At 56.1% G+C, this 24,708-nt stretch carries 23 protein-coding genes and 1 pseudogene; 10 read left to right on the forward strand and 14 right to left on the reverse strand.

Features of this window, described 5'->3' with window-relative positions:
- The first annotated feature begins 29 nt into the window (after window positions 1-29).
- Together NTD86_RS20780 and NTD86_RS20785 are read left to right on the forward strand one after the other, a co-directional pair.
- On the forward strand, window positions 30-545 hold the full coding sequence (locus NTD86_RS20780; protein WP_262205097.1) for a hypothetical protein: 516 nt from the start codon (window positions 30-32) through the stop codon (window positions 543-545).
- Between the two features lie 524 nt (window positions 546-1,069).
- On the forward strand, window positions 1,070-2,218 hold the full coding sequence (locus tag NTD86_RS20785) for a PQQ-dependent sugar dehydrogenase (RefSeq protein ID WP_262205098.1): 1,149 nt from the start codon (window positions 1,070-1,072) through the stop codon (window positions 2,216-2,218).
- Window positions 2,219-2,274: 56 nt separating this feature from the next.
- On the opposite strand, the gene eco is transcribed toward NTD86_RS20785, so the two are convergent.
- On the reverse strand, window positions 2,275-2,757 hold the full coding sequence (gene eco / locus NTD86_RS20790) for a serine protease inhibitor ecotin (RefSeq protein ID WP_262205099.1): 483 nt from the start codon (window positions 2,755-2,757) through the stop codon (window positions 2,275-2,277).
- A 233-nt stretch (window positions 2,758-2,990) separates the two neighbouring features.
- On the opposite strand from eco, the gene pgm reads away from it, so the two are divergent.
- Window positions 2,991-4,631: a phosphoglucomutase (alpha-D-glucose-1,6-bisphosphate-dependent) gene (gene pgm, locus NTD86_RS20795; protein ID WP_262205100.1), complete on the forward strand. Its 1,641-nt coding sequence runs from the start codon at window positions 2,991-2,993 to the stop codon at window positions 4,629-4,631.
- A 64-nt stretch (window positions 4,632-4,695) separates the two neighbouring features.
- On the opposite strand, the gene NTD86_RS20800 is transcribed toward pgm, so the two are convergent.
- From NTD86_RS20800 to NTD86_RS20810, 3 genes are all read right to left on the reverse strand, one after another.
- Window positions 4,696-5,178, reverse strand: a complete 483-nt coding sequence (locus NTD86_RS20800) for a YbaK/EbsC family protein (RefSeq protein ID WP_262205101.1) — start codon at window positions 5,176-5,178, stop codon at window positions 4,696-4,698.
- Between the two features lie 80 nt (window positions 5,179-5,258).
- On the reverse strand, window positions 5,259-6,269 hold the full coding sequence (locus NTD86_RS20805; RefSeq protein WP_262205103.1) for a zinc-dependent alcohol dehydrogenase family protein: 1,011 nt from the start codon (window positions 6,267-6,269) through the stop codon (window positions 5,259-5,261).
- A 54-nt stretch (window positions 6,270-6,323) separates the two neighbouring features.
- Complete coding sequence (locus tag NTD86_RS20810) at window positions 6,324-6,620, reverse strand: ArsR/SmtB family transcription factor (RefSeq protein WP_262205217.1); 297 nt, start codon at window positions 6,618-6,620, stop codon at window positions 6,324-6,326.
- 183 nt (window positions 6,621-6,803) lie between these two features.
- Here NTD86_RS20810 and hemB point away from each other — a divergent pair, with 183 nt between their 5' ends.
- Entirely contained in the window at window positions 6,804-7,778 is a 975-nt protein-coding gene (gene hemB, locus NTD86_RS20815) for a porphobilinogen synthase (protein ID WP_153372681.1), read from the forward strand.
- A gap of 73 nt (window positions 7,779-7,851) precedes the next feature.
- On the opposite strand, the gene NTD86_RS20820 is transcribed toward hemB, so the two are convergent.
- Both NTD86_RS20820 and NTD86_RS20825 read right to left on the reverse strand, forming a co-directional pair.
- On the reverse strand, window positions 7,852-8,787 hold the full coding sequence (locus NTD86_RS20820; RefSeq protein ID WP_262205106.1) for a LysR family transcriptional regulator: 936 nt from the start codon (window positions 8,785-8,787) through the stop codon (window positions 7,852-7,854).
- A 96-nt stretch (window positions 8,788-8,883) separates the two neighbouring features.
- Entirely contained in the window at window positions 8,884-9,087 is a 204-nt protein-coding gene (locus tag NTD86_RS20825) for a hypothetical protein (RefSeq protein ID WP_262205108.1), read from the reverse strand.
- Between the two features lie 60 nt (window positions 9,088-9,147).
- On the opposite strand from NTD86_RS20825, the gene NTD86_RS20830 reads away from it, so the two are divergent.
- On the forward strand, window positions 9,148-10,434 hold the full coding sequence (locus tag NTD86_RS20830) for a Wzz/FepE/Etk N-terminal domain-containing protein (RefSeq protein ID WP_262205110.1): 1,287 nt from the start codon (window positions 9,148-9,150) through the stop codon (window positions 10,432-10,434).
- On the opposite strand, the gene modC is transcribed toward NTD86_RS20830, so the two are convergent.
- The 6 genes from modC to NTD86_RS20860 all read right to left on the reverse strand — a co-directional run bounded on the left by modC (window position 10,426) and on the right by NTD86_RS20860 (window position 14,240).
- Window positions 10,426-11,514, reverse strand: a complete 1,089-nt coding sequence (modC, locus tag NTD86_RS20835; protein WP_262205111.1) for a molybdenum ABC transporter ATP-binding protein — start codon at window positions 11,512-11,514, stop codon at window positions 10,426-10,428. The genes NTD86_RS20830 and modC overlap by 9 nt on opposite strands.
- 2 nt (window positions 11,515-11,516) lie before the next feature.
- Entirely contained in the window at window positions 11,517-12,197 is a 681-nt protein-coding gene (modB, locus tag NTD86_RS20840; RefSeq protein WP_262205113.1) for a molybdate ABC transporter permease subunit, read from the reverse strand.
- Entirely contained in the window at window positions 12,198-12,965 is a 768-nt protein-coding gene (gene modA, locus NTD86_RS20845) for a molybdate ABC transporter substrate-binding protein (RefSeq protein ID WP_262205115.1), read from the reverse strand. It lies immediately after the preceding gene.
- Window positions 12,966-13,079: 114 nt separating this feature from the next.
- Window positions 13,080-13,736, reverse strand: a complete 657-nt coding sequence (gene alkB, locus NTD86_RS20850) for a DNA oxidative demethylase AlkB (protein WP_262205117.1) — start codon at window positions 13,734-13,736, stop codon at window positions 13,080-13,082.
- A 5-nt stretch (window positions 13,737-13,741) separates the two neighbouring features.
- Window positions 13,742-13,906, reverse strand: coding sequence for a hypothetical protein (locus NTD86_RS20855; protein WP_262205119.1), 165 nt, complete (start codon window positions 13,904-13,906; stop codon window positions 13,742-13,744).
- Window positions 13,907-13,937: 31 nt separating this feature from the next.
- Window positions 13,938-14,240, reverse strand: a complete 303-nt coding sequence (locus NTD86_RS20860) for a DUF1883 domain-containing protein (protein WP_262205121.1) — start codon at window positions 14,238-14,240, stop codon at window positions 13,938-13,940.
- A gap of 208 nt (window positions 14,241-14,448) precedes the next feature.
- On the opposite strand from NTD86_RS20860, the gene NTD86_RS20865 reads away from it, so the two are divergent.
- Both NTD86_RS20865 and NTD86_RS20870 read left to right on the forward strand, forming a co-directional pair.
- The gene (locus NTD86_RS20865; RefSeq protein ID WP_262205123.1) at window positions 14,449-14,802 is read left to right on the forward strand and encodes a hypothetical protein; all 354 of its coding nucleotides are present in this window, start codon (window positions 14,449-14,451) and stop codon (window positions 14,800-14,802) included.
- A 206-nt stretch (window positions 14,803-15,008) separates the two neighbouring features.
- Window positions 15,009-15,231, forward strand: a pseudogene (locus tag NTD86_RS20870) (c-type cytochrome); the annotation flags it as partial.
- A 43-nt stretch (window positions 15,232-15,274) separates the two neighbouring features.
- Here the strand turns inward: NTD86_RS20870 and NTD86_RS20875 are convergent.
- Window positions 15,275-15,556, reverse strand: coding sequence for a hypothetical protein (locus NTD86_RS20875; protein ID WP_262205125.1), 282 nt, complete (start codon window positions 15,554-15,556; stop codon window positions 15,275-15,277).
- 494 nt (window positions 15,557-16,050) lie between these two features.
- On the opposite strand from NTD86_RS20875, the gene galU reads away from it, so the two are divergent.
- Complete coding sequence (galU, locus tag NTD86_RS20885; protein ID WP_048373375.1) at window positions 16,051-16,890, forward strand: UTP--glucose-1-phosphate uridylyltransferase GalU; 840 nt, start codon at window positions 16,051-16,053, stop codon at window positions 16,888-16,890.
- A gap of 133 nt (window positions 16,891-17,023) precedes the next feature.
- Complete coding sequence (gene gorA, locus NTD86_RS20890; RefSeq protein WP_262205128.1) at window positions 17,024-18,382, forward strand: glutathione-disulfide reductase; 1,359 nt, start codon at window positions 17,024-17,026, stop codon at window positions 18,380-18,382.
- Between the two features lie 85 nt (window positions 18,383-18,467).
- On the opposite strand, the gene metH is transcribed toward gorA, so the two are convergent.
- The gene (gene metH / locus NTD86_RS20895; protein WP_262205130.1) at window positions 18,468-22,178 is read right to left on the reverse strand and encodes a methionine synthase; all 3,711 of its coding nucleotides are present in this window, start codon (window positions 22,176-22,178) and stop codon (window positions 18,468-18,470) included.
- A gap of 151 nt (window positions 22,179-22,329) precedes the next feature.
- Between metH and NTD86_RS20900 the strand changes: the two genes are divergently transcribed.
- The gene (locus NTD86_RS20900) at window positions 22,330-24,627 is read left to right on the forward strand and encodes a fatty acid cis/trans isomerase (protein WP_262205132.1); all 2,298 of its coding nucleotides are present in this window, start codon (window positions 22,330-22,332) and stop codon (window positions 24,625-24,627) included.
- Window positions 24,628-24,708 lie beyond the last annotated feature (81 nt).

The following is a 24,708-nucleotide window of genomic DNA, read 5'->3' on the forward strand; positions in this document are numbered from 1 at the left end:
CGTGTTATCTCTTTTTGTTGGGGAATCATATGTTAATCAAGTCATTAGCCGAGCTTGATCGCATTCGTGACGAATGTAAGTCCATGGTCACCAAGCGTTCTGCTGTTTCAGCAGGCGCCGCAGCCATCCCCGTTCCGGGGTTGGATCTGGGGACCGACGTGGCACTGCTGGTAGAGATGCTGCCGGCAATCAACAGTAAATTCGGGCTGACCCCGCAACAGATCGCGCAGATGGACTCACGGTCCAAACGTCTGGTGATTGTGGCGGTCAGCAGTATTGGCAGTGAAGCGATCGGCAAATTCATCAGCCGTACGCTGGTCATGTCCATGTTGAAAAAAATGAGCACAAAAGTGGCGACCAAATCTGTGGTTCGCTTCGTTCCATTTGTGGGGCAGGCCGTCGCTGCGACCATCAGTTTTGGCGTGATGAAAATGGTCGGCAACGGGCATATTGATGATTGTTATGAGGTCTGCCGCCAGGCATTGCTGGAAGAGGCCAGGCAATCGACAGTGATTGTCATTGGTCCGGAAAACGACAACGGATGACCGGCATTTTGTCTTACAGCAACAAGATGTGACATTTATCTTTATGAGTCGCGAGTGTTCACTGGATTAGTAACGAACCTGATCGGCACACTGCACTCCAAGGCTCAGGCATTCCTGAAATGGAGCAAAAGATGATCAGCGCGCGACTCAGTGCTTTTGGGCTTTTAATGCTGGCGGCAATGGCTGCCCAGGCCTCAATACACACTCAATCTGAAAACCATGGTATTGGCCAGGCACAGAGGCCGGCCAGCCTGTTGTTTGCGCAGAACACATTCACTCCCGCAGTGGCGCCAAATAACAACAATGCCATTCGGCGTATAAACCCCAATAGCCGCCAGGGCACAGGCCCTGCGCCGGGGCTGGTGCGCCCGGGTGCTACCGTGCCCAGTGGGCCAAGACCATCGCTTGAAAATGGCCAGATCGGCAATGGTTATCCGCGCAACCCTCCCGTGCCTCAAACACTGCAGCCAACGGCTCCCTCGCTTCAGCCCAGAGATCAGCGTTAATCGAATAAGGACTATCGGATGTTGAAAAAAACGCTTTTGGCCACTTGTCTGGCCGCTTCATTGTTGAGTCTGACGGCGCATGCCCAGGTTGGGCAGGAGCAGACTTTCAAGTCTGAGCTGGGCCCTGTCACGGCCACTACCGTGGCTCAAGGGCTGGATCATCCATGGGCGTTGGCGTTTTTGCCCGGCCGTCAAGGCATGTTGATCACTGAGCTTGCGGGCAACTTGCGCTGGGTGAGCCCCGAGGGCAAGGTGTCGGCACCTATATCGGGCGTGCCGCAGGTTTGGGCCAAAGGCCAAGGCGGCTTGTTGGATGTGGTCTTGTCCCCGGATTTTGCCAACGACCGAATGGTGTACCTGTCATTTGCAGAAGCAGGCAAGGACGGTAAGGCCGGCACGGCCGTGGGACGCGGGCGTTTATCGGATGACTTGAGCAAACTGACCGACTTTAAAGTGATTTTCCGTCAAGAGCCGAAGCTGTCGACCGGTAACCATTTTGGTTCACGGCTGGTGTTTGATCGCGACGGCTATCTGTTTATCGCGCTGGGCGAAAACAACCAGCGTTCGACGGCTCAGGACCTCGACAAACTGCAAGGCAAAGTGGTGCGCATCTATCCGGATGGACGCATCCCGGATGACAACCCGTTTGTCGGTCAGCAAGGCGCCAGGCCAGAGATCTGGTCCTACGGCCATCGCAATCAACAGGGGGCAGCCTTGAATCCCTGGACCGGCACGCTCTGGACTCATGAGCACGGGCCCAAGGGCGGTGACGAAATAAACCTGATCGAGCGCGGCAAAAACTACGGCTGGCCCATCGCGACTCATGGCATAGATTACTCATCAAAGCCGATTCCCGAGGCCAAGGGCAAAATCGTTGAGGGAACAGTCGCTCCCCACCATGTATGGGAAAAGTCGCCCGGCATCAGCGGGATGACTTTTTATGATGGCGAGCGTTTCAAGCCTTGGCAGCACAACATGTTTATCGGTGCTCTGGCTGACAAGGACTTGATCCGCCTGCAACTGGATGGCGACAAGGTCGTGCACGAAGAGCGTTTACTGGGTGGCTTGAAAGCGCGTATTCGCGATGTCCGCCAAGGCCCGGACGGGTATTTGTATGTGCTGACGGATGAGGCGGATGGCGGACTGTATCGCGTCGGTCTGCAGTAACTGACTGATTGGGCGATCAGCGTGGTGTCTGTTCGCCCGGTGCTATCTATAAAGACTTATTCGGTGGTGGCTTGCTTGATCAGCTTGGAGGCGGACCAGATGCGGTAGCGCACTTCAATGCCTTTGGGCACATACAACACAATTGGTAACTTGCTGTTGTAGCGCAACATAAAGCCATCGCCCACCACTGGCACAAAGTCAGGGTGTGGCTTGCCTTCCGGGCAGGCCATCATTGTGCTTATTGGGCCGTTGACCTTGTCCAGGCGATACATAGGGTAACCCCAGCCCTTGAGAGTCTTTTCCTGCAGTTTGCCGGTGAGGCGCTGTTGGTTGCAGTCAACTTGAAGCGTTTTCCCGGCAATTATTTGAACTTTGTAATCCTCTTCATTCTTTTGCGAAGGCAGTCGAATCACCTGGCGCGTGAATCCTGCATCGGCTTTAGGGTAGGGCGCCACATCTTCCAGTTTTGCGGCATTGGCCGCGCTGCACAGCATACTCAATGAGAGCGTCAGGGCTGCGCTGATAACGAGTGGTTTCATGCTGCTTCCTTTTTTGAACTTAAAAATACGTATCCTTGATCATTGCAAACGCATTGAGTTGAGTCGATTTTTGCCATAGGCGGGAACAGGATGCAAATTGCGCCGTCATATAAAGCAGAAATTACTGACAAGACATAATTGATACGTTGTGTCAGGACAATTGCTTCGCGCCAATCCCGAAGTGACAGTAAACTGCCGTTTTTCCTCCGAATCATTTCTTTTTGAGGTTTTGCATGACACTCAGTCCTCTTGCGGGCAAACCGGCTCCAGCTCAACTGCTGGTCGATATTCCGCGACTGGTGACCGCTTACTACACCGGTCAACCCGATGCCGCGATCGCTACCCAGCGAGTCGCTTTTGGTACATCCGGGCACCGCGGCAGCTCGTTCGATCTGAGCTTCAATGAGTGGCATGTTCTGGCAATCAGCCAGGCCATTTGCCTGTACCGTCAGTTCAAGGGTATCAATGGGCCATTGTTTGTCGGTATAGATACCCATGCCTTGTCGACCCCGGCGGGCGCCAGTGCGCTGGAGGTATTTGCCGCCAATGGTGTCGAGACCATGATCGCTGCGAACGACGAATACACCCCGACACCCGCGGTTTCACACGCCATCCTGTGTTTCAACCGTGGCCGCACTTCGGGTCTGGCTGATGGCGTGGTGATTACCCCTTCGCACAACCCCCCTGAAAGCGGTGGTTTCAAATACAACCCGCCCAACGGAGGCCCGGCCGATACCGATGTCACCAAGTGGATCGAAGCCAAGGCCAACGAACTTCTGGCGGCCAAGCTTGCCGGTGTCAAGCGCATCAGCTACGAGCAGGCGCTTAAAGCCAGCAATACTCACCGTCACGACTACCTGAACAGCTACGTCGCAGACCTCAAAAACGTCATCGACATGGACACCCTGCGTGGAACCAACCTGCGTTTGGGTGTAGACCCGCTTGGCGGCGCCGGTGTGCGTTACTGGTCGGCAATCGGCGAGCATTACGGGTTGAACCTCGAAGTGGTCAACACCTCGGTCGATCCCACGTTCCGCTTTATGTGTGTGGACTGGGACGGCCGTATCCGCATGGACCCATCGTCCAGCCACGCCATGCAGGGGCTGATCGGCCTCAAAGAGCGTTTCGACGTGGCATTCGCCTGTGACCCGGACCACGATCGCCATGGCATCGTGACGCCGTCCGGCGGCTTGTTGGCCCCTAACAACTACCTGGCGGTGGCGATTGACTATCTATTCCAGAACCGTCCGCACTGGCGAGCCGATGCGGCGGTGGGTAAAACCGTGGTCAGCAGCGGTTTGATTGACCGTGTGGCGGCACGCCTGGGGCGTCGCCTGTACGAAGTACCGGTCGGCTTCAAATGGTTTGCCGATGGTCTGTTTGACGGCTCGTTGGGCTTTGGTGGCGAAGAGAGCGCAGGTGCTTCGTTCTTGCGTCTGGATGGCACAGTCTGGTCGACCGACAAGGATGGTTTGATCCCATCGTTGCTGGCAGGGGAGATGACTGCACGTACAGGTCGTGATCCATCACAGCTTTATCAGAAAATGACCGAAGACCTGGGCTTGCCGTTCTCGACCCGCGTTGACGCCAAGGCCACCCCGCAACAGAAAGCCTTGCTCGGCAAACTCTCGCCGGAGCAAGTCAAGTCGACCACATTGGCCGGTGAAGCGATCACCCAGATCCTCAGCCATGCACCCGGTAATAACCAGCCAATTGGCGGGCTCAAGGTCATGACTGAAAACGGTTGGTTTGCTGCACGTCCTTCGGGCACCGAAGACATTTACAAGATCTACGCTGAAAGCTTTATCAGCGATGAGCACCTCGGCCGTCTGGTTGAAGAAGCTCAAGTCCTGGTTGATAACGCCATCGCGTAAACCGCGTTAAACAAATCTGGCCCCGCAATGGGGCCAGATTGTCTTGATGCATCCGAGGCGTGTGCTACATCGCGCATGGCGTCTCGATTTCCTGGCAGACATCCACCCACTGTGCTTTCACCAACTGCGCCATGCGGTCCGGACTAATGCGCACTGCCGAATTGGTCGTGCCTGCGGCGGGCATTACTTCGGTAAACGCCTGCAGGGAAACATCGCAGTAGACCGGCAGATCGGTGGCCAGCCCGAATGGGCAAACGCCACCCACCGGATGGCTCGTCAGCGCCACAACGGTCTGAGCATCAAGCATCTTGGCCTTGCTGCCCAACGCATTCTTGATCTTCTTGTTATCAATCCGCGCATCGCCACGAGCCACCAGCAGCACGTTTTGCTCACCGACTCGGAAGGCCAGTGTCTTGGCAATCTGCCCAGGCTCCACGCCATGCGCCTCAGCTGCCAGTGCGACGGTCGCGGTGCTGGTGGCCAGTTCGATGATCTGCAAGTCAGGGGCGTTGGCGTCGAAGAACGCGCGTACGGATTCAAGGCTCATAAAAGGCTGCTCGCTGGGCAAAATCTTGAATCTAATGATGGCGATGGCGCGCTGTCAATGCGCCATCGCGCAGGCAAGGGTTAGATATCCAGGACGATCTTGCCGAAATGCTGATTGGTTTCCTGGTATTTGAACGCGTCAACAATCTCGCTCAGCGGGAAGTGGCGATCAATGATAGGGCGCATGCCGCTGGCATTGATCGCACGCACCATGGCTTGTTGCTGCGCGCGGCTGCCGACCAGCACGCCCTGCAAGCGTACTTGCTTGATCAGGGCCGGTACGAAGTTCAATGCGCCTGACACACCACTCAAAATGCCAATGACCGAGATATGCCCGGCCACCCGAACGGCAATCATCGACTGCTCGAGGGTTGATGGGCCGCCGACTTCGATTACGTGGTCCACACCACGACCGCCAGTGAGGGCGCGAGCCGTTTCGCCCCAATTGGCATCTTTGCGGTAGTTGATGACGTGATCAGCCCCCAGTGCCTTGAGGCGCTCCAGCTTCTCGTCGCTGGACGATGTGGCGATGACGGTCGCCCCTGCCATTTTGGCGAACTGCAGGGCAAAAATCGAAACGCCGCCGGTTCCTTGAACCAACACCGTGTCGCCAGGCTTGAGTGAGTCATCGGCCATCAGTGCCCGCCAGGCGGTCAGGCCGGCGGTGGTCAGGGTCGACGCTTCGGCGTGGCTATAACCGATTGGCGCGAGGGTGAAGGCAGTAGCCTTGGCGGTCACTTGCTCACGGGCGTAGCCGTCGATGCCGTCGCCGGGCACAGTGATAAAACCTTCAACCAGCGGCGTGCCATCAATCCACTCCGGGAAAAACGTGCTGACCACGGCATCACCAACCTTGAACTCGCTGACCGCCGAGCCGACGGCGATGACTTCGCCTGCGCCATCTGCCATGGGGATGCGCTGTTCGGCAGGCCCCCACATGCCGCTGACGACCGCAAAATCATGGTAGTTCAGGGAGTTGGCGTGCAGGCGGACAGTGATCTCGTCACTCTCGGGGGCGCGAACAGCGCTGTTGCCGACCACAACATTCTGATAACCGCCGCCAGGCTGGACGATGATGGTTTTGTTACTCATGGGGGTTCCTCATGTTTTTACATTCCGCGAAATAACGAAATGAAAGGTTAAAAATTACAACTCGATTTTCAGCCTAGCCGCAAAGTCAGCAATCGCCTGTTCGTTACGTCGATAGTAGGTCCACTTGCCAATACGCGTGGTGAGCACAAAACCGGCACGCTGCAAGATCGCCAGGTGGGCCGAGGCGGTAGAAGGGGATAACCCGGCCTTGTGCTGCAAATGCGTGACGCACACGCCAATAGCAGGATCACCGTGGTCCTGTGGCGGGAAATGGCTGACCGGGTCTTTTAGCCACTGCATCATGTGCATGCGAGTGTCATTGCCCAGGGCTTTAAGCTGTTCAAGGATCATGGGCGACAATGTTACGCTTTTATCCGAAATGTTCAACGCGTGATGCCTCTCAGGTCCCTGCCGCGACAACACGACGCAGGCGGCCTGCAAGTTTTGCAATTGAGGGTTCAATCCTGTATTTGTTGCGCCATTGAGCTTTGCCAGAGGCTTATTTCTTTATGAACCTGCCCATCAGGAACCATGATGCCTAACCAGTTCCCCTCCGTTCGTCCCCGCCGTCTGCGTCGCAACCAAACCCTGCGCGACCTGTTCCAGGAAACCGAATTCAGCTTGAACGACCTGGTGCTGCCGATTTTCGTCGAAGAAGAAATCGACGACTTTGTGCCTATCACCAGCATGCCGGGCGTCATGCGTATCCCAGAGTCGAAGCTGGCGGGCGAGATCGAGCGTTATGCGCGTGCAGGTATCAAGTCGGTGATGGCGTTTGGTGTGTCGCACCATCTGGACGCGACGGGCAGCGACTCCTGGCGCGAAGATGGCCTGGTTTCGCGTATGGCGCGTATCTGTAAGGACGCCGCCCCGGAAATGATCGTGATGAGCGATACCTGCTTTTGCGAGTACACCTCTCACGGCCACTGCGGAGTGATGCACGACCACGGCGTCGACAACGATGCGACCCTGATCAACCTGGGCAAACAAGCAGTGGCTGCGGCGGCTGCCGGTGCGGACTTCATTTCACCTTCGGCCGCCATGGACGGCCAGGTGCAAGCGATCCGCAGTGCGCTGGACGCTGCTGGATTTATCGATACATCGATCATGGCCTATTCCACCAAATTTGCGTCGGCCCTGTACGGCCCGTTTCGTGAAGCAGGCGGCAGTGCCTTGAAAGGTGACCGTAAGTCTTATCAGATGAACCCGATGAACCGCCGTGAGGCCATCCGTGAGTCGTTGCTCGACGAGCAGGAAGGTGCTGATGTGCTGATGGTGAAACCGGCTGGCGCCTACCTGGACATCATCCGCGATGTACGCGAAGCCTCGCGTCTGCCGCTAGCGGCCTATCAGGTCAGCGGTGAGTACGCGATGATCAAATTCGGTGCCCAAGCCGGTGCCATTGATGAAGCGCGCGTCGTACGTGAAACCCTGGGCTCTATCAAACGTGCTGGCGCCGACATGATCCTGACCTACTTCGCCATGGACCTTGCCTTGCAAGGTATTTGATAACGGCGGGAGCCCCGCTTTTCGGAGCAGCCACAGGTTGCGATCTTTTGTAGCTCAGGATCGCGACCTGGATTCAAGCCCAATGCGCCGGGTTGTTAACGATAGCGTGGTGCTCTTGCAGGACTTTAGGGATTTCGTTTTTCAGGAACTCGACCCACGTTTTAACTTTCGCATCCAGAAAACGGCGTGAAGGGTAGAGCGCATAAATACTTTTCTCATGCAGGCGGTATTGCGGCAGCAGGCGAACCAGTGATCCGCTGCGGTAAGACGCCATGCTCACATAGTCCGGCATCAGGCAAACCCCCAGCCCCGCCTCGGCAGCCTTGGCCATAGCCTCAGCCACATTGACGCGAAACACTTCGCCCGGACGAATCGAGCGCTCGCCCTGTTCATCGCGAAACGTCCAGCTGTCAGTGAACAAAGGGTCGACCAGGTGCAGGCAGCGGTGTTCGCTCAACGCCTCCGGTGTTTGAGGGATACCATATTTTTCCAAGTAAGAAGGTGCAGCGCTGAGCACGCTGTAAATGCTGCCCAATTCCTGGCCCACCAACTCCGAGTCGGGCAGATGAGCGGACAAGGTAATCACCACGTCATGGCCTTCTTCAAGCAGATCAGGCTGACGCTGTGACAAGGTCAAGTCGACGTTAACTTGTGGGTAGAGTTCGGCGTACTTGGCGAGCAGGGGGGCGAGTAGCTGAATCCCGATACCGGTCGTGGACTGCACCCGCAAATGGCCACGCGGAACCAGATGAGCCCCACCGGCTTCGGCATTGGCGTCTTCGACTTCTCCAAGAATCAGGCGACAACGTTCCAGGTAACGCATGCCCACTTCAGTCAATGCCAGCCTGCGTGTGCTGCGTTGCAGCAAACGGGCCTGTAAGGACGATTCCAGCTCAGAGAGTAAACGTGAGGTTTGCGCGGTTGAATAGCCCAGCGCCTGGGCTGCTGCGGTAAAACTGCCTGTTTCGACTACGCGAACGAAAACTCGCATCGCCTGAAAAATGTCCATACTTATTGTTACCCCACACGTGAGCGTGCTTTTTGGTGTTGGCAATAATTACACAGACCGCTGAAAGATGCCGTCTTGACATCTGTGCAGGATTTTTTAGGCGACAGCGTCGTCGGTTGCTGGAATGTCCATTTTTTGTGCCTGAAACCGTGCATCAATATGAAAAGCGATAGGCTGCGCGCAAATACAAGCCGTCGATGATCGCGCATGGCTTGATTTTGTCGTCGTATCTGCTTGATTCTTATGGTTAGGAATATTTTGTAAAGAGTCTTTAAAACGTTCTCTCGTATTGGTCGGCATGGATATACCTCATTCATAGAGGCGGCTGGTCAAGATGATCTACTCACAAGGCGCCTATTTTTGAAAAATACCGAACATCCGCGGCCCAAAGCCTCCAGTTCTGAAATCGATCTGGTCGACCTGTTCGCCTTTTTTTGGCAGCAAAAGAAGTTTATCGCCACAACCTCGGCGATCGCTGGTGCTATTGCTCTCGGGTATGTGTTGATTGTTCCGTCGATTTATCAGGCAAGTTCAGTGCTGCGCCCTGCAGAGAACTACGAGCTCGATGCGTTGAACCGTTCCGAGGTTTACAAGCTGCCGCCGCAGGAAGCGCTGTTGAAAGTCGGCGCTGCGCTGGACTCCTATGAAATGCGTCTTAACTTCTTCCTGAGCCATCAGGATCTGTTCAAGCCGCTGGAAAAGGATGGCATGACCCTTGAACAAAGCTTCGAGCTGTTCAACCGGGACTCCATCAATCTGACCCAAATCGGTGTCAAGAACCCGGATGCCCTTAGCCCTTCGGTGAAGTTGGAACTGACGTATCCCAAGTCAGTCAAGGGCGTCGAGATCATCAATCAGTTTATTGACTACGCAATCAATAATCAGCGCGCGCAAATCAGCGCTGATCTCAAGACCATTATTAATAACCGTCAGAAGGAGCTGAGGGAAAAAATCGAAGCTGCGCGCTTGGGGTATCAGTCAGACAAAGAGGCCAAGATCGCCACATTGGAGGAGTCTGATGAATTAGCGCGTGCCAACTTGAAAGATGAGCTAGAGGCCCTTCGCCTGCAGCTCAAGGCTGTTCGGGATGCACGCATTCAAGCGCTCGATGAAGCCATCAGCATTGCCAGCAACTTGGGCATCACACGCCCGACAACCCCCTACGCCATGGGGGAGAACGGGGGGGCGGGCACTCGAGTGATTCGTACCGAAGTGACCACCCAGGATACGCCACTTTACTTTTTGGGGACTCAAGCCCTCCAAGCTGAACGTGCCGTGCTGCTTAAGCGCAGTTCTGACGACTTTACTGACAAAAGAGTCCAGGAGATCGACAAGCAGTTGAAATTGCTGGAGGTCAACCGCCAGGTCGAGCTGCTCGGCAAGCGTTCAAATGAAGACGTGTTCCTGAAAAATATTGAGCCTTTACGTGCAGAAATCGTTCGTCTTGGCAATTTGAATACTGACATGCAGAACCTGGTCCTGGTCAGTATCGACCGTAAGGCCCAACCGCCTATCAGCCCGCTTAAACCCAAAAAAACCCTGACCGTTTTGATGGGCTTGTTCCTGGGTGGTTTGTTGGGCTTGGGAATCAGCGTGGTGCGTTACTTCAATATCCGTCGCCGCGAAGAAGCCGGTCAGTCAAGCTAGAACGGCAACTGACTTGATCTGCAGCCAGATGGCTTGTCCAGGCTGCAGGTCAAGCTGGTCACGGGAGTAGCGCGTGATCCGGGCCAGCAAAGCGGTGCCAGCAATGTCCAGGCGAACCAGGACATGGGCTTGGTTGTTAGCAGCAGTTTCGCTGACGACGGTGGCTTGCAGGCTGTTGAGGATGCTGCTGTTCTCGTTGCGATTGAGGCTCAGGCTGATATCGCGGGCCTGGACTTTAATCCGCAAGGTCTGGCCCATGGCCAGCGGTGCATGGGCAACCCGCAGGCGTTCATGGCTGCCTGGCAGTTGCAGTGTCAGCAATTGATACTGTGCATCGTAGTCACACACCGTCCCCTCGATCACCACGCCTGCGTCATCCCCCTGGGACAGCGGCAGGTCGAGTCTGGCCAGGATTTCACCGATGGGTCCGCTGGCCAATGCCTTGCCGTCACTGAGCAGCACAATGTGATCGGCAAGGCGTGCTACTTCGTCTTGCGAGTGGCTGACATACAGCACCGGTATATCCAGCTCGGCATGCAGGCGCTCAAGGTAGGGCAGGATTTCGGCCTTGCGCTGGCTGTCCAGCGCAGCGAGGGGTTCGTCCATCAGCAACAGTTTAGGGCTGGTCAACAAGGCACGGGCGATGCCGACCCGTTGACGTTCGCCGCCCGACAAATGATTGGGCGCGCGTTCGAGCAGGTGGTTGATGCCCAGCAGCTCGGCTGCGTGGGCCAGATCGACCCGGCGTTCCTGACGTGGGATGCGGCGCAAGCCGAACTCAAGGTTTGCGCGCACTGAAAGGTGGGGGAACAGGCTGGCCTCTTGGAAGATGTAGCCCAAAGAACGCTTGTGAACCGGGACAAAGACTTTGTTCTGGCTGTCCTGCCAGATTTCATCATTGATCTGTACGAATGCGTGGTCAGCACGCTCCAGGCCCGCGATACAGCGCAGACAAGTCGTTTTGCCAGAACCTGAGTGACCAAACAGCGCAGTCACGCCCTTGCCGGGCAGTTGCACGTCTAGGTCCAGCGAAAAGCCGGAGTAGTTGAGTTGTAGTCGAACATTAATATGCGAGCTCATGTTCAACTCCAGGTACTTTGAGATTTACGACTTGAATACAGCGCCAGCAACACCAGAAATGAAAACACCACCATAGCGCCTGCCAACCAGTGCGCCTGTGCGTATTCCAGTGCCTCAACGTGGTCGTAGATTTGCACGGAAACCACACGGGTTTTTTCCGGGATATTGCCGCCGATCATCAGCACCACGCCAAATTCACCGACCGTATGGGCAAAACCCAGAATGGCTGCGGTGATGAAACCCGGGCGGGCCAGTGGTAGAACCACGGTGAAAAAACAATCCCAGGGGTTGGCACGCAGGGTGGCGGCTACTTCCAGCGGCCTGGGGCCAATGGCGGTAAATGCGTTCTGTAGCGGCTGTACGACAAAGGGCATGGAGTAAATTACAGAACCAATCACCAGCCCGGCGAAGCTGAAGGTCAGCGTGCCCAGGCCCATTGCCTGGGTGAACTGCCCGACATAGCCGTGTGGGCCCATGGCCAGCAGCAGATAGAAACCGATGACTGTCGGCGGGAGTACCAGCGGTAAGGCCACGATAGCGCCAACCGGGCCGCGCAGCCGTGAACGGGTATGCGCGAGCCACAGAGCGATCGGAGTGCCGATCAAAAGCAAAATGACCGTGGTCAAAGACGCCAGCTTCAGAGTCAGCCAGATGGCCGCAAAGTCAGCACTCGAGAGCGGCATTTACAGCTGATAACCATAGGATTTGATGATCGCAGCCGCCTTGGGGCCTTTCAGGTACTCAGCCAGCGCTTTGGCAGCCGGGTTGTTTTCACCTTTTTTCAGGATCACTGCGTCCTGCTTGATAGGATCGTGCATGTCTTCGGGCACCAGCCAAGCGGAACCCTCGGTGACTTTGCCATCCTTATAGATTTGCGACAGGGCAACAAAGCCTAACTCGGCATTCCCGGTGGATACAAACTGATAGGCCTGGGTGATGTTCTGACCTTCGACAATCTTGTTTTTAACCTGGTCGGTCAGGCCCAGTTTTGCCAGTACTTGAGTGGCGGCCAAGCCGTAAGGTGCAGCCTTGGGGTTGGCAATCGACAAGTGTTTAAACGTGTTTTCTTTCAACACGGCGTCATTGCCCTGGATGTAGTCGTCTTTAGCGGACCACAACGCCAGTGTGCCAATGGCGTAGGTGAAGCGAGAGCCAGGAACGATATCACCTTCTTTTTCGAGCTTTTCCGGCGTGGTGTCATCGGCCGCCAGGAACACTTCAAACGGGGCACCATTTTTGATCTGGGTGTAAAACTGACCTGTGGCGCCGTACGCGGCGATTAGTTTATGCCCGGTGTCCTTTTCAAAGTCCTTGGCAATAGCCTGGATCGGCGCAGTGAAGTTGGCTGCGACGGCTACTTGAACGTCATCAGCCTGGGCAGAGGTGAAGGCGAAGCATCCAATCAGTGCCGCGAGCGCGGAGGGAGCAAAGTGTCGAGCGCGAAGGTTCATGGCATAACTCCATTGCATTAGAAGCGAGGACTGCCCGTGTTTATGGGTTCATTTTTGATCGGGCGCTAGGAAGATAGACGGTCTCTATAAAAATATATAGCCCTTTGCTATGTCTCAACCAGCCTTGCGCAGGGTGATATTGATTCGTTGCTCACCCAGCACCGGGTGATGGCCCGGTTTTATCGGGAGTACGCCATGGAAGCGCAGGCGGTCGACCCCCCCCCACACCACCACATCACCATGAAACAGCGAGATACGCTGGGTCGGATCACTGCGCTGAAACCCACCGAATTGGAAAATGGCCGGCAGCCCCAGTGAAATCGAGACGATGGGCGCTTCGTATGAGCGTTCGTTCTTGTCCTGATGCAGTGACATTTTTGCACCGGGAGCATAGGAGTTGATCAGGCCGGCATCGGGTAAGAAATCGGCAAAGCCGGCTGCGCTGGCTGCCGCTTCGGCGATCTCATAGAAGGTCGTCGGCATCTTTGGCCAAGGTGCAGCGCTGGCCGGGTCAATCGGGCTGTAACGGTAGCCCAGGCCGTCCGAAGTCCAGCCCAGATCACCGCAACTGCTCAGGCGAGCCGACATGATATAGCCGCCGGGGGTTTGCATCTGTCGGAAGGGGGCTTGCAGCAGAACGCTATCAAGGGCTGCCAGCAATGCCTCGACCCATGGCAGGGCGAACCCGCGCAGCACCCACGCCTGCTGGCCGATGCGATCGATCCGGGTGGGCTGTTGCAGGTCTTCTTCGCCAAACAGGTCGAGCGTCATTGGGGTTAGAGGGCCTTGCTGACCTTGATATCGGTAAATACTTCGCTATCCCCGTGGATCTTTTTCAGCGCTTGACGCGCTTCTTCTTCAGTTCCGTTCTCGAGCTGGGCAAAGTCAAAACGACGCTCATCGCTGAGCTTGTACTTGATGACGTATTTAACGGTTTCCACAATATTTCCTGTCTATAAAGAAGCGTCAGGTTTAGCGCAGCTTGGAGAGGGAACGGCGCACGATCTTGATCGTAGGTTTGAACGATGGCTTGCGGGTGACGCTGATCGCACGGCTGGTCACGGTATCAATGGTGATATTCCAGAAACCGGTGCTTGGCGCGGTGATACGGGCCGGGAAGTCTTTGAAAGCGCCGCCGTGGTAGGAATGGCGCCCGCCATTTTTGAAACTGCGAAAGTGCGCATCGCTCATCAGGCGGATGTTGCAAGGCTGGGAGCACTCGATCACGACAATGTCATCTTCGTTGAGGTGCTCGCGCTGGTGAATGAACTTCATGTGGGCTCCAAAAAGGGGGCATTTGCTGAAAAATCAGCAAGATAGCATGTGCTTTAGTCCAAGCTTTGGTCTAAAGGCGTTTATTATGCCGCGGTTCAGGTGAGTCTGACGTAAAAGGCAGATAATTGGCCACTATTGAAATTATTCCCTGCAATCAGGGAGAAAAGTTTGAGATCTACTGTCGTAGGGTCTTTAACGGAGGAATTATATGAAGTGGGGCGTTTTGGTGGCGATGCTGGCGTTGGGCGGCTGTGCTTCAGTGACCGATATTGAGCACACGATCCCGACCCTGAGTGTGATTTCGGGCAAGAAGCCTGATGCCTACGCTCAGTGCGTAGTGCAGCAACTGTCTAAAACCCGAAATGCGCCACAAATCGAACCGCACAAAGATGGGTTCCGGATTATCGTGCCGCAAAAGCTGACCTCCAATCCAACGGCGGTTATTGTGATCGAAGAACGCTCTGGCGGAAGTAGCATCAAAGTTTATGAAAGCATGTCCAACGTGCCTGTTCGCCCAGGGGACATTCGCAACTCAGCTACCCACTGTATTTCAGGTGAATAGCGCACTGGCTTGATCCTTGTGTGTCCCCCGTAAAACCTGATGTCTGCAAGCCAGCGTCAGGTTTTTTATGCCTGCGATGCTGATGGGCACATCGTCCAGGGCACGACTATCGCCATGGATGATCAAAGTCAGATCAAAGACCCCCTCCGGCCATCGAACAAGGCATCACCTGCTTTCAACCTCCGCTGGAAAGCGATTAGTGTAGGCAAGGGCAAAAGGTCAGCGCCGATTATGTGATGCCGCCGCTGTGGGGCAAGGAGTCCAATAACTGGGGGGGCGGGCAAGCACCAAATCAATACGGCGACCTCTTTCATGAAACGCAATAAGCCGCTAGGCAAGGCGAACACGTTGACCGATCAGCAGGCCCGGGATGTCGCGGACTATATCAACACCCACGAGCGACCACAGAGCCCACGCCTGGTTAAAGGATAGATCGAGAAAAACCGCCTCCGTACAGAGCCAAGGCGGATGATTACTTGCAGGACACAGTAAGAGTCCGGGAGCTGTAGTTGCCCACATTGAGCCCCAGCGTCCTGTCCTTTTCGCCCACAGCCGGTGTGCCTTTGGTGCCAACGATGGTGTAGCCCTTGCTCGGGCAAGAGGCCTCGGCTTTCTCGTAGCACTTGTCCCATGACAGCGCTTCGCCAGAACAGTCTATGCTCAGCGCTTGTTGGCCATCGACCAGATAGGTTTCGGTGGCCGTCGCGCAGCCGCCGAGGGCAAGAAGTGCAAGCAAAGCCAGGGTTTTGTTCATGGGTAGGGTCTTCGCCAGGGAGGAATCAGGATTGACTGTTACGGCTGCGAGCCGGGGGTGCCAGGTCTTCAAAAACCTCTGCGACCTCGACGGTCATTTTTTCCGTAGGGAATGGCCCGGCGACTTTTTCGCCTGCGGGCGTGATCATCCACCATTCGTTTGGACTGACATTTTTTATCAGGTAACCGTTGACATTTTTTGCGGCTGACATCGAAGCTAGAACCTTTAAGAATCGAAAACGGCGGCAATAATAGCCTCAATCAGAGCATTTGACCTCGTGATATGGCTAGTTGCCTCAATCTTCTGAGCAGACAGGCCGGCGGGTCAACAGGTTCACTCAGTCGATGACTATTTGAAATATAAGTAAATAATGAACTTGTTGACTAAAAATTCATCTAGGTAGGCATCAGTTTGCTGATCGGGGCATTGTAACGTCGATGCCGCCTGATTAGACTGCGCCAAAATTCGAACGTACAGCCCTTTTAAGGACTCATATGATCAAGAAATGCTTGTTCCCAGCAGCCGGTTACGGCACTCGCTTTTTGCCAGCGACCAAGGCCATGCCAAAAGAAATGCTGCCGGTGGTAAACAAGCCACTGATCCAGTACGGGGTTGAAGAAGCACTGGATGCTGGCTTGAACGAAATTTCCATCGTGACAGGACGTGGCAAACGCGCACTGGAAGACCACTTCGATATCAGCTATGAGCTGGAAAACCAGATCAAGGGCACTGATAAAGAAAAATACCTGGTAGGTATTCGTCGCCTGCTGGATCAATGCTCGTTCTCTTACACCCGTCAAACCGAAATGAAGGGCCTGGGCCACGCCATCTTGACTGGCCGCCCGCTGATCGGTGACGAGCCGTTTGCCGTGGTACTGGCAGATGACCTGTGCGTGAACCTGGAAGGTGACGGCGTACTGACGCAAATGGTCAAACTGTACAACCAGTACCGTTGCACCATCATCGCGATTCAGGAAGTCGATCCGCAAGAAACCAACAAGTACGGCGTGATCGCCGGTGACCTGATTGGCGATGACCTGTACCGCGTGCGCAACATGGTTGAGAAGCCAGCACCGGAAGACGCCCCTTCGAACTTGGCGATCATTGGCCGTTACATCCTGACTCCGGACATCTTCGACCTGATCAAACAGACCGAGCCGGGTAAAGGTGGCGAGATCCAGATCACTGACGCCCTGATGAAGCAGGCGCAGAACGGTTGTGTGATTGCCTACAAATTCAAAGGTAAGCGTTTCGACTGCGGCGGCGCAGAAGGCTACATCGAAGCAACCAACTTCTGCTTCGAAAACTTCTACAAAACCGGTAAGGCTTACTAACAGAGCCGCGGCGTAGACGTTAAAAGTAAAGCCACCTTCGGGTGGCTTTTTCGTTTTTTTGCCTGGAACAATCCCTCGGCATTGGTCATTCGCGCTGGAGTGATTATGCTGGGGGACTGCCTAGGAGAGAGAAATGGCCTACGAATTTGATTTGTTTGTAATTGGTGCGGGTTCTGGTGGCGTGCGAGCTGCGCGTTTCGCTGCGGGCTTTGGGGCCAAGGTTGCTGTGGCTGAAAGTCGTTATTTGGGTGGCACCTGCGTCAACGTCGGTTGCGTGCCCAAAAAGCTGCTGGTCTACGGAGCGCACTTCGCCGAAGACTTTGAGCAAGCGTCCGGTTTTGGCTGGAACCTGGGTGAAGCGAACTTTGACTGGGCGACCCTGATCGCCAACAAAGACCGTGAAATCCACCGTCTGAACGGCATCTACCGCAACCTGCTGGTCAACAGCGGCGTCACGCTGATCGAAGGTCACGCCAAGTTGACCGGCCCTAACGAAGTGGAAGTCAACGGCCAGCGTCATACGGCCAAACATATTCTGATTGCGACCGGTGGCTGGCCACAGATCCCTGACATACCAGGCCATGAGCATGCCATCAGCTCCAACGAGGCGTTCTTTCTTAAAGACCTGCCCAAGCGCGTTCTGGTGGTTGGCGGCGGCTACATTGCCGTAGAGTTCGCCGGAATATTCCACGGTCTAGGCGCGCAAACCTCACTGCTGTATCGCGGTGACCTGTTCTTGCGTGGCTTTGATGGCGCGGTACGCAAACACCTGCATGAAGAGTTGATCAAGCGCGGTATGGACGTGCAATTCAATGCAGACATCGCGCGAATCGACAAACAGGCAGATGGCAGTCTAAAGGCCACCCTCAAAGATGGGCGTGAGCTGGAAGCCGATTGCGTGTTCTATGCCACGGGTCGTCGTCCGATGCTCGATAACCTCGGTCTGGAAAATACCGGCGTCGAACTCGACAAGCGCGGTTTCGTTGAAGTGGATGACCAGTATCAGAGTACCGAGCCCTCGATTCTGGCGATTGGTGACGTGATTGGGCGTGTGCAACTGACGCCAGTAGCTCTGGCTGAAGGTATGGCTGTTGCGCGGCGTCTGTTCAAGCCTGAGCAGTATCGCCCGGTGGACTACCGCATGATCCCGACGGCGGTTTTCAGTTTGCCGAACATCGGCACCGTGGGGCTGAGCGAAGAGCAAGCCATTGAAGACGGGCACAAGGTGCAGATTTTCGAAAGCAGCTTCCGCCCGATGAAACTCACCCTGACCGAGTGCCAGGAGCGCACGCTGATGAAGTTGGTGGTCGATGCCGATACCGACAAAGTGCTGGGTTGCCACATGGTTGGCCCGGATGCGGGAGAGATCGTGCAGGGCCTGGCGATTGCCTTGAAAGCCGGTGCAACCAAACAGCATTTCGACGAAACCATCGGCGTTCATCCGACTGCCGCTGAAGAGTTCGTCACCATGCGCACGCCGGTTAAACGGTAAATCCCTTTGTAGGAGCGAGTTTGCTTCGCGATCTTTCAAACATTCAAAAGATCGCGAGACAAGCTTGCTCCTACAGGGTTTTAACTCAGTTTTCGTAGCCGAGGTTAGGCGCCAGCCAACGCTCAGTCACGCTCAGGTCCTGGCCTTTGCGTGCGGTGTAGCTGTCGATCTGATCCTTGTCGACTTTGCCTACCGCGAAGTACTGCGCTTGCGGGTGGGCGAAATACCAACCGCTCACTGCCGCTGCCGGGAACATCGCGTAGTGCTCGGTGAGGAACACACCGCTTTTGCCGGCACGCATTTCCTGGGCTTCTGGGTCCAGCAAGGCGAACAGCGTTGCCTTTTCGGTGTGGTCCGGGCAGGCCGGATAGCCCGGGGCAGGGCGGATACCGCTGTATTGCTCCTTGATCAGCGCCTCGTTATCCAGTTGCTCATCTGTGGCGTAGCCCCAGTAGTGCGTGCGCACCTGTTGGTGCAGCCACTCGGCGCATGCCTCGGCCAGACGGTCGGCCAGGGCCTTGACCATGATCGAGTTGTAATCGTCGCCCGCATCCTGATAAGCCTTGGCTACTTCTTCGGCACCGATCCCTGCGGTGGTGATAAAACCACCCACATAGTCGGTCACGCCGGTGTCTTTAGGCGCGACAAAGTCGGCCAGCGAGAAGTTGGGTTTGCCATCGGTCTTGATGATCTGCTGGCGCAAGTGATGCAGTTTGGCCAGCGGCTGACCGTCCTCACCGTAGAGTTCCAGATCGTCATCGTTCACCTGGTTGGCAGGCCAGAAACCGAACACCGCGCGGGCACTGATGAGCTTTTCATCAATGAGCTTGTTCAGCATTTCCTGCGCGTCCGCGTACAGCGCAGTAGCGGCTTCGCCGACCACTTCATCATCCAGAATGCGCGGGAACTTGCCGGCCAGGTCCCAGGAAATAAAGAACGGTGTCCAGTCGATGTATTCGGCCAGTACCTTGAGGTCGATATTGTCCAGTACCTTGGCGCCGGTAAACGTCGGCTTGACCGGCTGGTAGTTGGCCCAATCGAATTGAGGCTTCTTGGCAATGGAGGCGGCATAGCTCAGGCGTTCGGTACGGGCGCTACGGTTGGCAGTGCGTTCGCGCACATCAACGTATTCCTGGCGTGTCCTGTCAACAAAACCGGCCTTGAGTTCCTTGGACAGCAGTTGCGTTGCCACACCCACCGCACGTGAGGCGTCGGTGACATAGACCACCGCGTCGTTTTGATACTTGGGCTCGATCTTGACCGCGGTGTGGGCCTTGGAAGTGGTGGCGCCGCCGATCATCAGCGGCAGGTGGAAGTCCTGACGCTGCATTTCACGGGCAACGTGCACCATTTCATCCAGCGACGGCGTAATCAGGCCGGAGAGGCCGATGATGTCGCATTTCTCATCCTTGGCCACTTGCAGGATCTTCTCGGCAGGCACCATGACCCCGAGGTCCACGATGTCGTAACCGTTGCAGCCCAGCACCACGCCGACGATGTTCTTGCCGATGTCGTGCACGTCGCCTTTAACGGTCGCCATCAGGATCTTGCCTTTGGCCTCCGGTTGATCGCCTTTTTCCAGTTCAATGAACGGAATCAAGTGCGCCACAGCCTGTTTCATCACACGGGCTGACTTCACCACTTGCGGGAGGAACATTTTGCCCGCACCAAACAGGTCGCCGACGATATTCATGCCCGACATCAGCGGCCCTTCGATCACCTCGATCGGGCGGCTGAAGGACAGGCGTGATTCTTCGGTATCTTCCACGATATGGGTGGTGATGCCCTTGACCAGTGCGTGCTCCAGACGCTTGTTGACGTCCCAGTTGCGCCACTCCTCGGTCTCGGCTTCTTTGACGCTGCCATCGCCCTTGTACTTGTCGGCAATCGCCAGCAGGTTGTCCGTGGCATCCGGGGTTCGGTTGAGCACCACATCTTCGACGGCATTGCGCAGTTCAACCGGGATCTGGTCGTAGATTTCCAGTTGCCCGGCGTTAACGATACCCATGGTCAGGCCGCTGCGAATGGCGTACAGCAGGAACACCGAGTGGATCGCCTCACGCACCGGGTTGTTACCCCGGAACGAGAACGACACGTTGGACACGCCACCCGAGGTCAGGGCATACGGCAGTTCGTCGCGGATGTAGGCGCAGGCGTTGATGAAGTCCACAGCGTAGTTGTTGTGTTCTTCAATGCCGGTGGCCACGGCAAAGATGTTCGGGTCAAAGATGATGTCTTGCGGCGGGAAGCCGACTTCATTGACCAGAATGTCGTAGGAGCGTTTGCAGATTTCTTTCTTGCGCTCTTCCGTGTCTGCCTGACCCGCTTCGTCGAAGGCCATCACTACCACTGCGGCGCCATAGCGCTTGCACAGTTTGGCGTGGTGGATGAACTGCTCGACGCCTTCTTTCATGCTGATCGAGTTGACGATGCCTTTGCCCTGGATGCACTTGAGGCCCGCTTCAATCACTTCCCACTTGGAGGAGTCGATCATGATCGGTACGCGCGAGATATCTGGCTCGCCGGCAATCAGATTGAGGAAGGTGATCATCGCCTTCTTCGAATCCAGCATGCCTTCGTCCATGTTGATGTCGATGATTTGCGCACCGGCCTCAACCTGTTGCAGCGCGACTTCCAGCGCCTCGGTGTAGTTCTCTTCACGGATCAGGCGGGCAAAGCGCGCAGAACCGGTAATGTTCGTCCGTTCCCCGACGTTCACGAACAGCGACTGGCGATCAATAGTGAACGGCTCAAGACCCGACAGGCGACAGGCTTTCGGGATGTCCGGAATCTGGCGCGGTGCGTAACCGGCCACGGCATTGGCGATAGCCTGGATATGGCCCGGCGTAGTACCGCAGCAACCGCCGACAATATTGAGGAAACCGCTTTGGGCAAACTCTTCAATGACCTTGGCTGTTTGCGCCGGCAGTTCATCGTATTCGCCGAATTCGTTTGGCAAGCCCGCGTTAGGGTGAGCCGAGACATGGGTGTCGGCCTTGTTGGAGAGCTCTTCAAGGTAGGGGCGCAATTCGCTGGCACCCAGTGCGCAGTTCAGGCCTACCGAAATCGGCTTGGCATGGCTCACGGAGTTCCAGAATGCTTCAGTGGTCTGGCCCGACAGCGTGCGGCCGGAAGCATCGGTGATGGTCCCGGAGATCATGATCGGCAGCTCGAAGCCCAACTCTTCGAACACGCCCTGTACAGCGAAGATCGCGGCCTTGGCGTTCAAGGTGTCGAAAATGGTTTCGATCAGGATCAGGTCGGCACCGCCTTCGATCAGGCCCTTGGTGGCCTCGGTGTAGTTTTCCACCAGTTCATCGAAGGTGACGTTGCGATAGCCGGGGTTGTTGACGTCCGGCGACAACGAACAGGTGCGGCTGGTCGGGCCGAGTACGCCGGCAACAAAACGCGGTTTGTCCGGGGTTTCGAGGGTCTTGGCATCGGCCACCTTGCGTGCCAGACGAGCACCTTCTACGTTTAGCTCGTAGGCGAGTGCCTGCATGCCATAGTCGGCTTGTGAAACCTGAGTGGCGTTGAAGGTGTTGGTTTCGAGAATATCGGCACCGGCGTCCAGGTAGGCTTTTTCAATAGAGCCAATGACATCCGGACGGGTGATGACCAAAAGGTCGTTGTTGCCCTTGACGTCGCTCGGCCAGTCGGCAAAGCGCGTGCCACGATAGTCGTGTTCCTCAAGGCGGTAGCTTTGGATCATAGTACCCATGCCGCCATCGAGAATCAGAATGCGCTCTTTGAGGGCTTGCTGAAGTGCTTGGATACGAGCGCTGCGGTCAGACATAGGACTACCTGTTAGAGCCATGCAAAAGATGGCAAATCATAACAAACCTGCGCCGGATTTGAGCGCTGGAAGATTTGCATGAATTCAGCTCATGTTGAAAGGCGTGATGCACAGGTAGAATCGCGACATTTTATTATCAGGACAATGGCACATGTTTTTTCGCCTACTCACCGGCGCCGTGACGCTGGTGGTGTGTAGTACAGCGCTGGGACAAGCTCCGCTGGCGAGTCCGGCTATTTCCTACACACGGGACATACAGCCGATCCTTACCGAAAAATGCGTTGCCTGTCATGCCTGCAACGACGCCGCCTGCCAGCTAAACCTGGGAAGCGCAGAGGGCGCCACCCGCGGCGCCAGCAAAGTACCGGTTTATAAAGGTGACAGAACCACAGCGGTCGACCCGACGCGGATTTTCTACGATGCCAGCGGCCCGGATGAATGGCGTCGCAAAGGTTTCTACTCGGTACTGGACGCCCAGGCTGCACAGGCGGGCTTGATGGCACGGATGCTGGAGTTAGGCCACAAGACGCCGCTCACACCCAATGCCAAGTTGCCTGAGGACATCGTGCTGGGCCTGAACCGGGATAACTTCTGCCCGGCGCCGGGTGAATTCGATGCCTATGCACAGAAACACCCCAAGGAAGGCATGCCGTTGGCCGTGACCGGCCTCACAGACAAGCAATACCAGACCGTGCAGGATTGGCTCGCGCAGGGCGCCCCTGTCGACCAGAACGCGATCAAACCCAGTGCTGGCGAAGCGGCGCAGATTGCGCAGTGGGAAGAGCTGCTCAACCGTCCAGGCTCAACCGAGGCCTTGGTGGGGCGCTGGCTATTCGAACACTTGTTCCTGGCCCATGCTTATTTCGACAACGGTGTGCCTGGGCATTTCTTCCAGTGGGTTCGCTCGCGCACCCCGAGCGGCCAGCCCATTGACCTGATCGCAACCCGTCGCCCGAACGATGATCCAGGTACCACGTTCTATTACCGGCTCATGCCAGTACAGGGCGTGATCGTGCATAAAACCCACATCACTTACCCCATGGGCAAGCAAAAGCTTGAACGCGTCAAGCAGCTGTTCTACAGCGGTGATTGGCACGCCACGTCGTTGCCGGGGTATGGGCCGCGCAGCCGTGCCAACCCATTTGAAACCTTTGAAGCCATCCCGGCGGTGGCGCGCTACCAGTTCATGCTCGACAACGCCGAGTATTTTGTTCGCACCTTTATTCGTGGGCCGGTCTGCCGTGGGCAAATAGCCACGGACGTGATTCGCGACAACTTCTGGGCCTTGTTCCAGGAACCGGCGCATGACCGCTACATCACCGATGCCGCCTATCGAGGCGAGGCCACCCCATTACTGGCCATGCCTGGGCAGATAGATGACGTGGGCAGCATTCTCTCGCTGTGGCACAGCTTCCGTGACAAGCGCAATGAGTACGTCAAATTGCGTCAGGAGGCTTACGCCGACATGCCGCCTCCGAGCTGGGCAACCCTGTGGGCGGGCAATGACAATGCATTGCTGACGATTTTCCGTCACTTTGACAGCGCCAGTGTCACCAAGGGCCTGATCGGTGAAGTGCCACAGACGATGTGGCTGTTCGACTTCCCGCTACTGGAGCGCACCTACTATCAATTGGCGGTCAACTTTGATGTGTTCGGCAACGTTTCACATCAAGCTCAAACTCGTTTGTACTTCGACTTGATTCGTAACGGGGCAGAGGTCAACTTTCTGCGCCTGATGCCGGCTGACTCGCGTGCGAGCATCCTCAGTGACTGGTATCAGAACAGCGGCAAGATAAAAATGTGGCTGGATTACGAGAAAATCGACACCAGTACGCCGAGCGGGATGATCCTGGACCCAGCCGATCCAAAACGCGACTTTGCCCTTAAGTTGATCGAGCGTGCCGGCACCCTAAACGCCAACCCGGACCCGATAAACCGTTGCACCGGCGCCTATTGCTCGCGGCCCAATATCGCCCAGCAATTCCAGTTCGCCGAGCAATCGCTGAGCCGCCTGACCTCGCGTCCGGCAGCCGGGTTAGCGGTGATCAATCAATTGCCCGAGGCCAGCATGCTGCGTATCCAGGGAAGTGACGGCAAGCGCGAGATGTACAGCATGCTGCGCAACCGTGCCCACAGTAACGTGGCCTTTATGCTCGGCGAAGCCTACCGTCTGCAACCTGGGCTGGATACGTTGACGATCTTCCCGGGAGTGCTCAGCAGTTACCCCAACTTCATGTTCAACATCCCGGCGGGTGAGGTTGAGGCCTTTGTCGAAGCGATGGAGCAATCCAAGGATCAGGCAAGCTTTGACGCCATTGTCGAGCGCTGGGGTGTTCGTCGCAGCAACCCGCAGTTCTGGCAGTACTTCCACGATATCGGTGAGTACGTCAATGAGACCGATCCGGTTGAAGCGGGTGTCATGGACATGAACCGCTACGAAAACCTGTAGCCGGCCCGGTAATAATGAATAGAGAGGGGGTGGGTTTCCTGACAAAAACACTAGGACTTTGTCAGGCGCGCCGATTGGCGT

This window comes from Pseudomonas sp. 7P_10.2_Bac1 (assembly GCF_025465935.1).
Lineage (GTDB): Bacteria > Pseudomonadota > Gammaproteobacteria > Pseudomonadales > Pseudomonadaceae > Aquipseudomonas.

What these genes read in the sequence shown, in the direction of transcription:
- NTD86_RS20780 (WP_262205097.1), top strand. Translation starts at nt 30, where the DNA reads ATGTTAATCAAGTCATTAGCCGAGCTTGATCGCATTCGTGACGAATGT.
- NTD86_RS20785 (WP_262205098.1), top strand. Translation starts at nt 1,070, where the DNA reads ATGTTGAAAAAAACGCTTTTGGCCACTTGTCTGGCCGCTTCATTGTTG.
- eco (WP_262205099.1), bottom strand. Translation starts at nt 2,757, where the DNA reads ATGAAACCACTCGTTATCAGCGCAGCCCTGACGCTCTCATTGAGTATG.
- pgm (WP_262205100.1), top strand. Translation starts at nt 2,991, where the DNA reads ATGACACTCAGTCCTCTTGCGGGCAAACCGGCTCCAGCTCAACTGCTG.
- NTD86_RS20800 (WP_262205101.1), bottom strand. Translation starts at nt 5,178, where the DNA reads ATGAGCCTTGAATCCGTACGCGCGTTCTTCGACGCCAACGCCCCTGAC.
- NTD86_RS20805 (WP_262205103.1), bottom strand. Translation starts at nt 6,269, where the DNA reads ATGAGTAACAAAACCATCATCGTCCAGCCTGGCGGCGGTTATCAGAAT.
- NTD86_RS20810 (WP_262205217.1), bottom strand. Translation starts at nt 6,620, where the DNA reads ATGATCCTTGAACAGCTTAAAGCCCTGGGCAATGACACTCGCATGCAC.
- hemB (WP_153372681.1), top strand. Translation starts at nt 6,804, where the DNA reads ATGCCTAACCAGTTCCCCTCCGTTCGTCCCCGCCGTCTGCGTCGCAAC.
- NTD86_RS20820 (WP_262205106.1), bottom strand. Translation starts at nt 8,787, where the DNA reads ATGGACATTTTTCAGGCGATGCGAGTTTTCGTTCGCGTAGTCGAAACA.
- NTD86_RS20825 (WP_262205108.1), bottom strand. Translation starts at nt 9,087, where the DNA reads ATGCCGACCAATACGAGAGAACGTTTTAAAGACTCTTTACAAAATATT.
- modC (WP_262205111.1), bottom strand. Translation starts at nt 11,514, where the DNA reads ATGAGCTCGCATATTAATGTTCGACTACAACTCAACTACTCCGGCTTT.
- modB (WP_262205113.1), bottom strand. Translation starts at nt 12,197, where the DNA reads ATGCCGCTCTCGAGTGCTGACTTTGCGGCCATCTGGCTGACTCTGAAG.
- modA (WP_262205115.1), bottom strand. Translation starts at nt 12,965, where the DNA reads ATGAACCTTCGCGCTCGACACTTTGCTCCCTCCGCGCTCGCGGCACTG.
- alkB (WP_262205117.1), bottom strand. Translation starts at nt 13,736, where the DNA reads ATGACGCTCGACCTGTTTGGCGAAGAAGACCTGCAACAGCCCACCCGG.
- NTD86_RS20860 (WP_262205121.1), bottom strand. Translation starts at nt 14,240, where the DNA reads ATGAAGTTCATTCACCAGCGCGAGCACCTCAACGAAGATGACATTGTC.
- NTD86_RS20865 (WP_262205123.1), top strand. Translation starts at nt 14,449, where the DNA reads ATGAAGTGGGGCGTTTTGGTGGCGATGCTGGCGTTGGGCGGCTGTGCT.
- NTD86_RS20875 (WP_262205125.1), bottom strand. Translation starts at nt 15,556, where the DNA reads ATGAACAAAACCCTGGCTTTGCTTGCACTTCTTGCCCTCGGCGGCTGC.
- galU (WP_048373375.1), top strand. Translation starts at nt 16,051, where the DNA reads ATGATCAAGAAATGCTTGTTCCCAGCAGCCGGTTACGGCACTCGCTTT.
- gorA (WP_262205128.1), top strand. Translation starts at nt 17,024, where the DNA reads ATGGCCTACGAATTTGATTTGTTTGTAATTGGTGCGGGTTCTGGTGGC.
- metH (WP_262205130.1), bottom strand. Translation starts at nt 22,178, where the DNA reads ATGTCTGACCGCAGCGCTCGTATCCAAGCACTTCAGCAAGCCCTCAAA.
- NTD86_RS20900 (WP_262205132.1), top strand. Translation starts at nt 22,330, where the DNA reads ATGTTTTTTCGCCTACTCACCGGCGCCGTGACGCTGGTGGTGTGTAGT.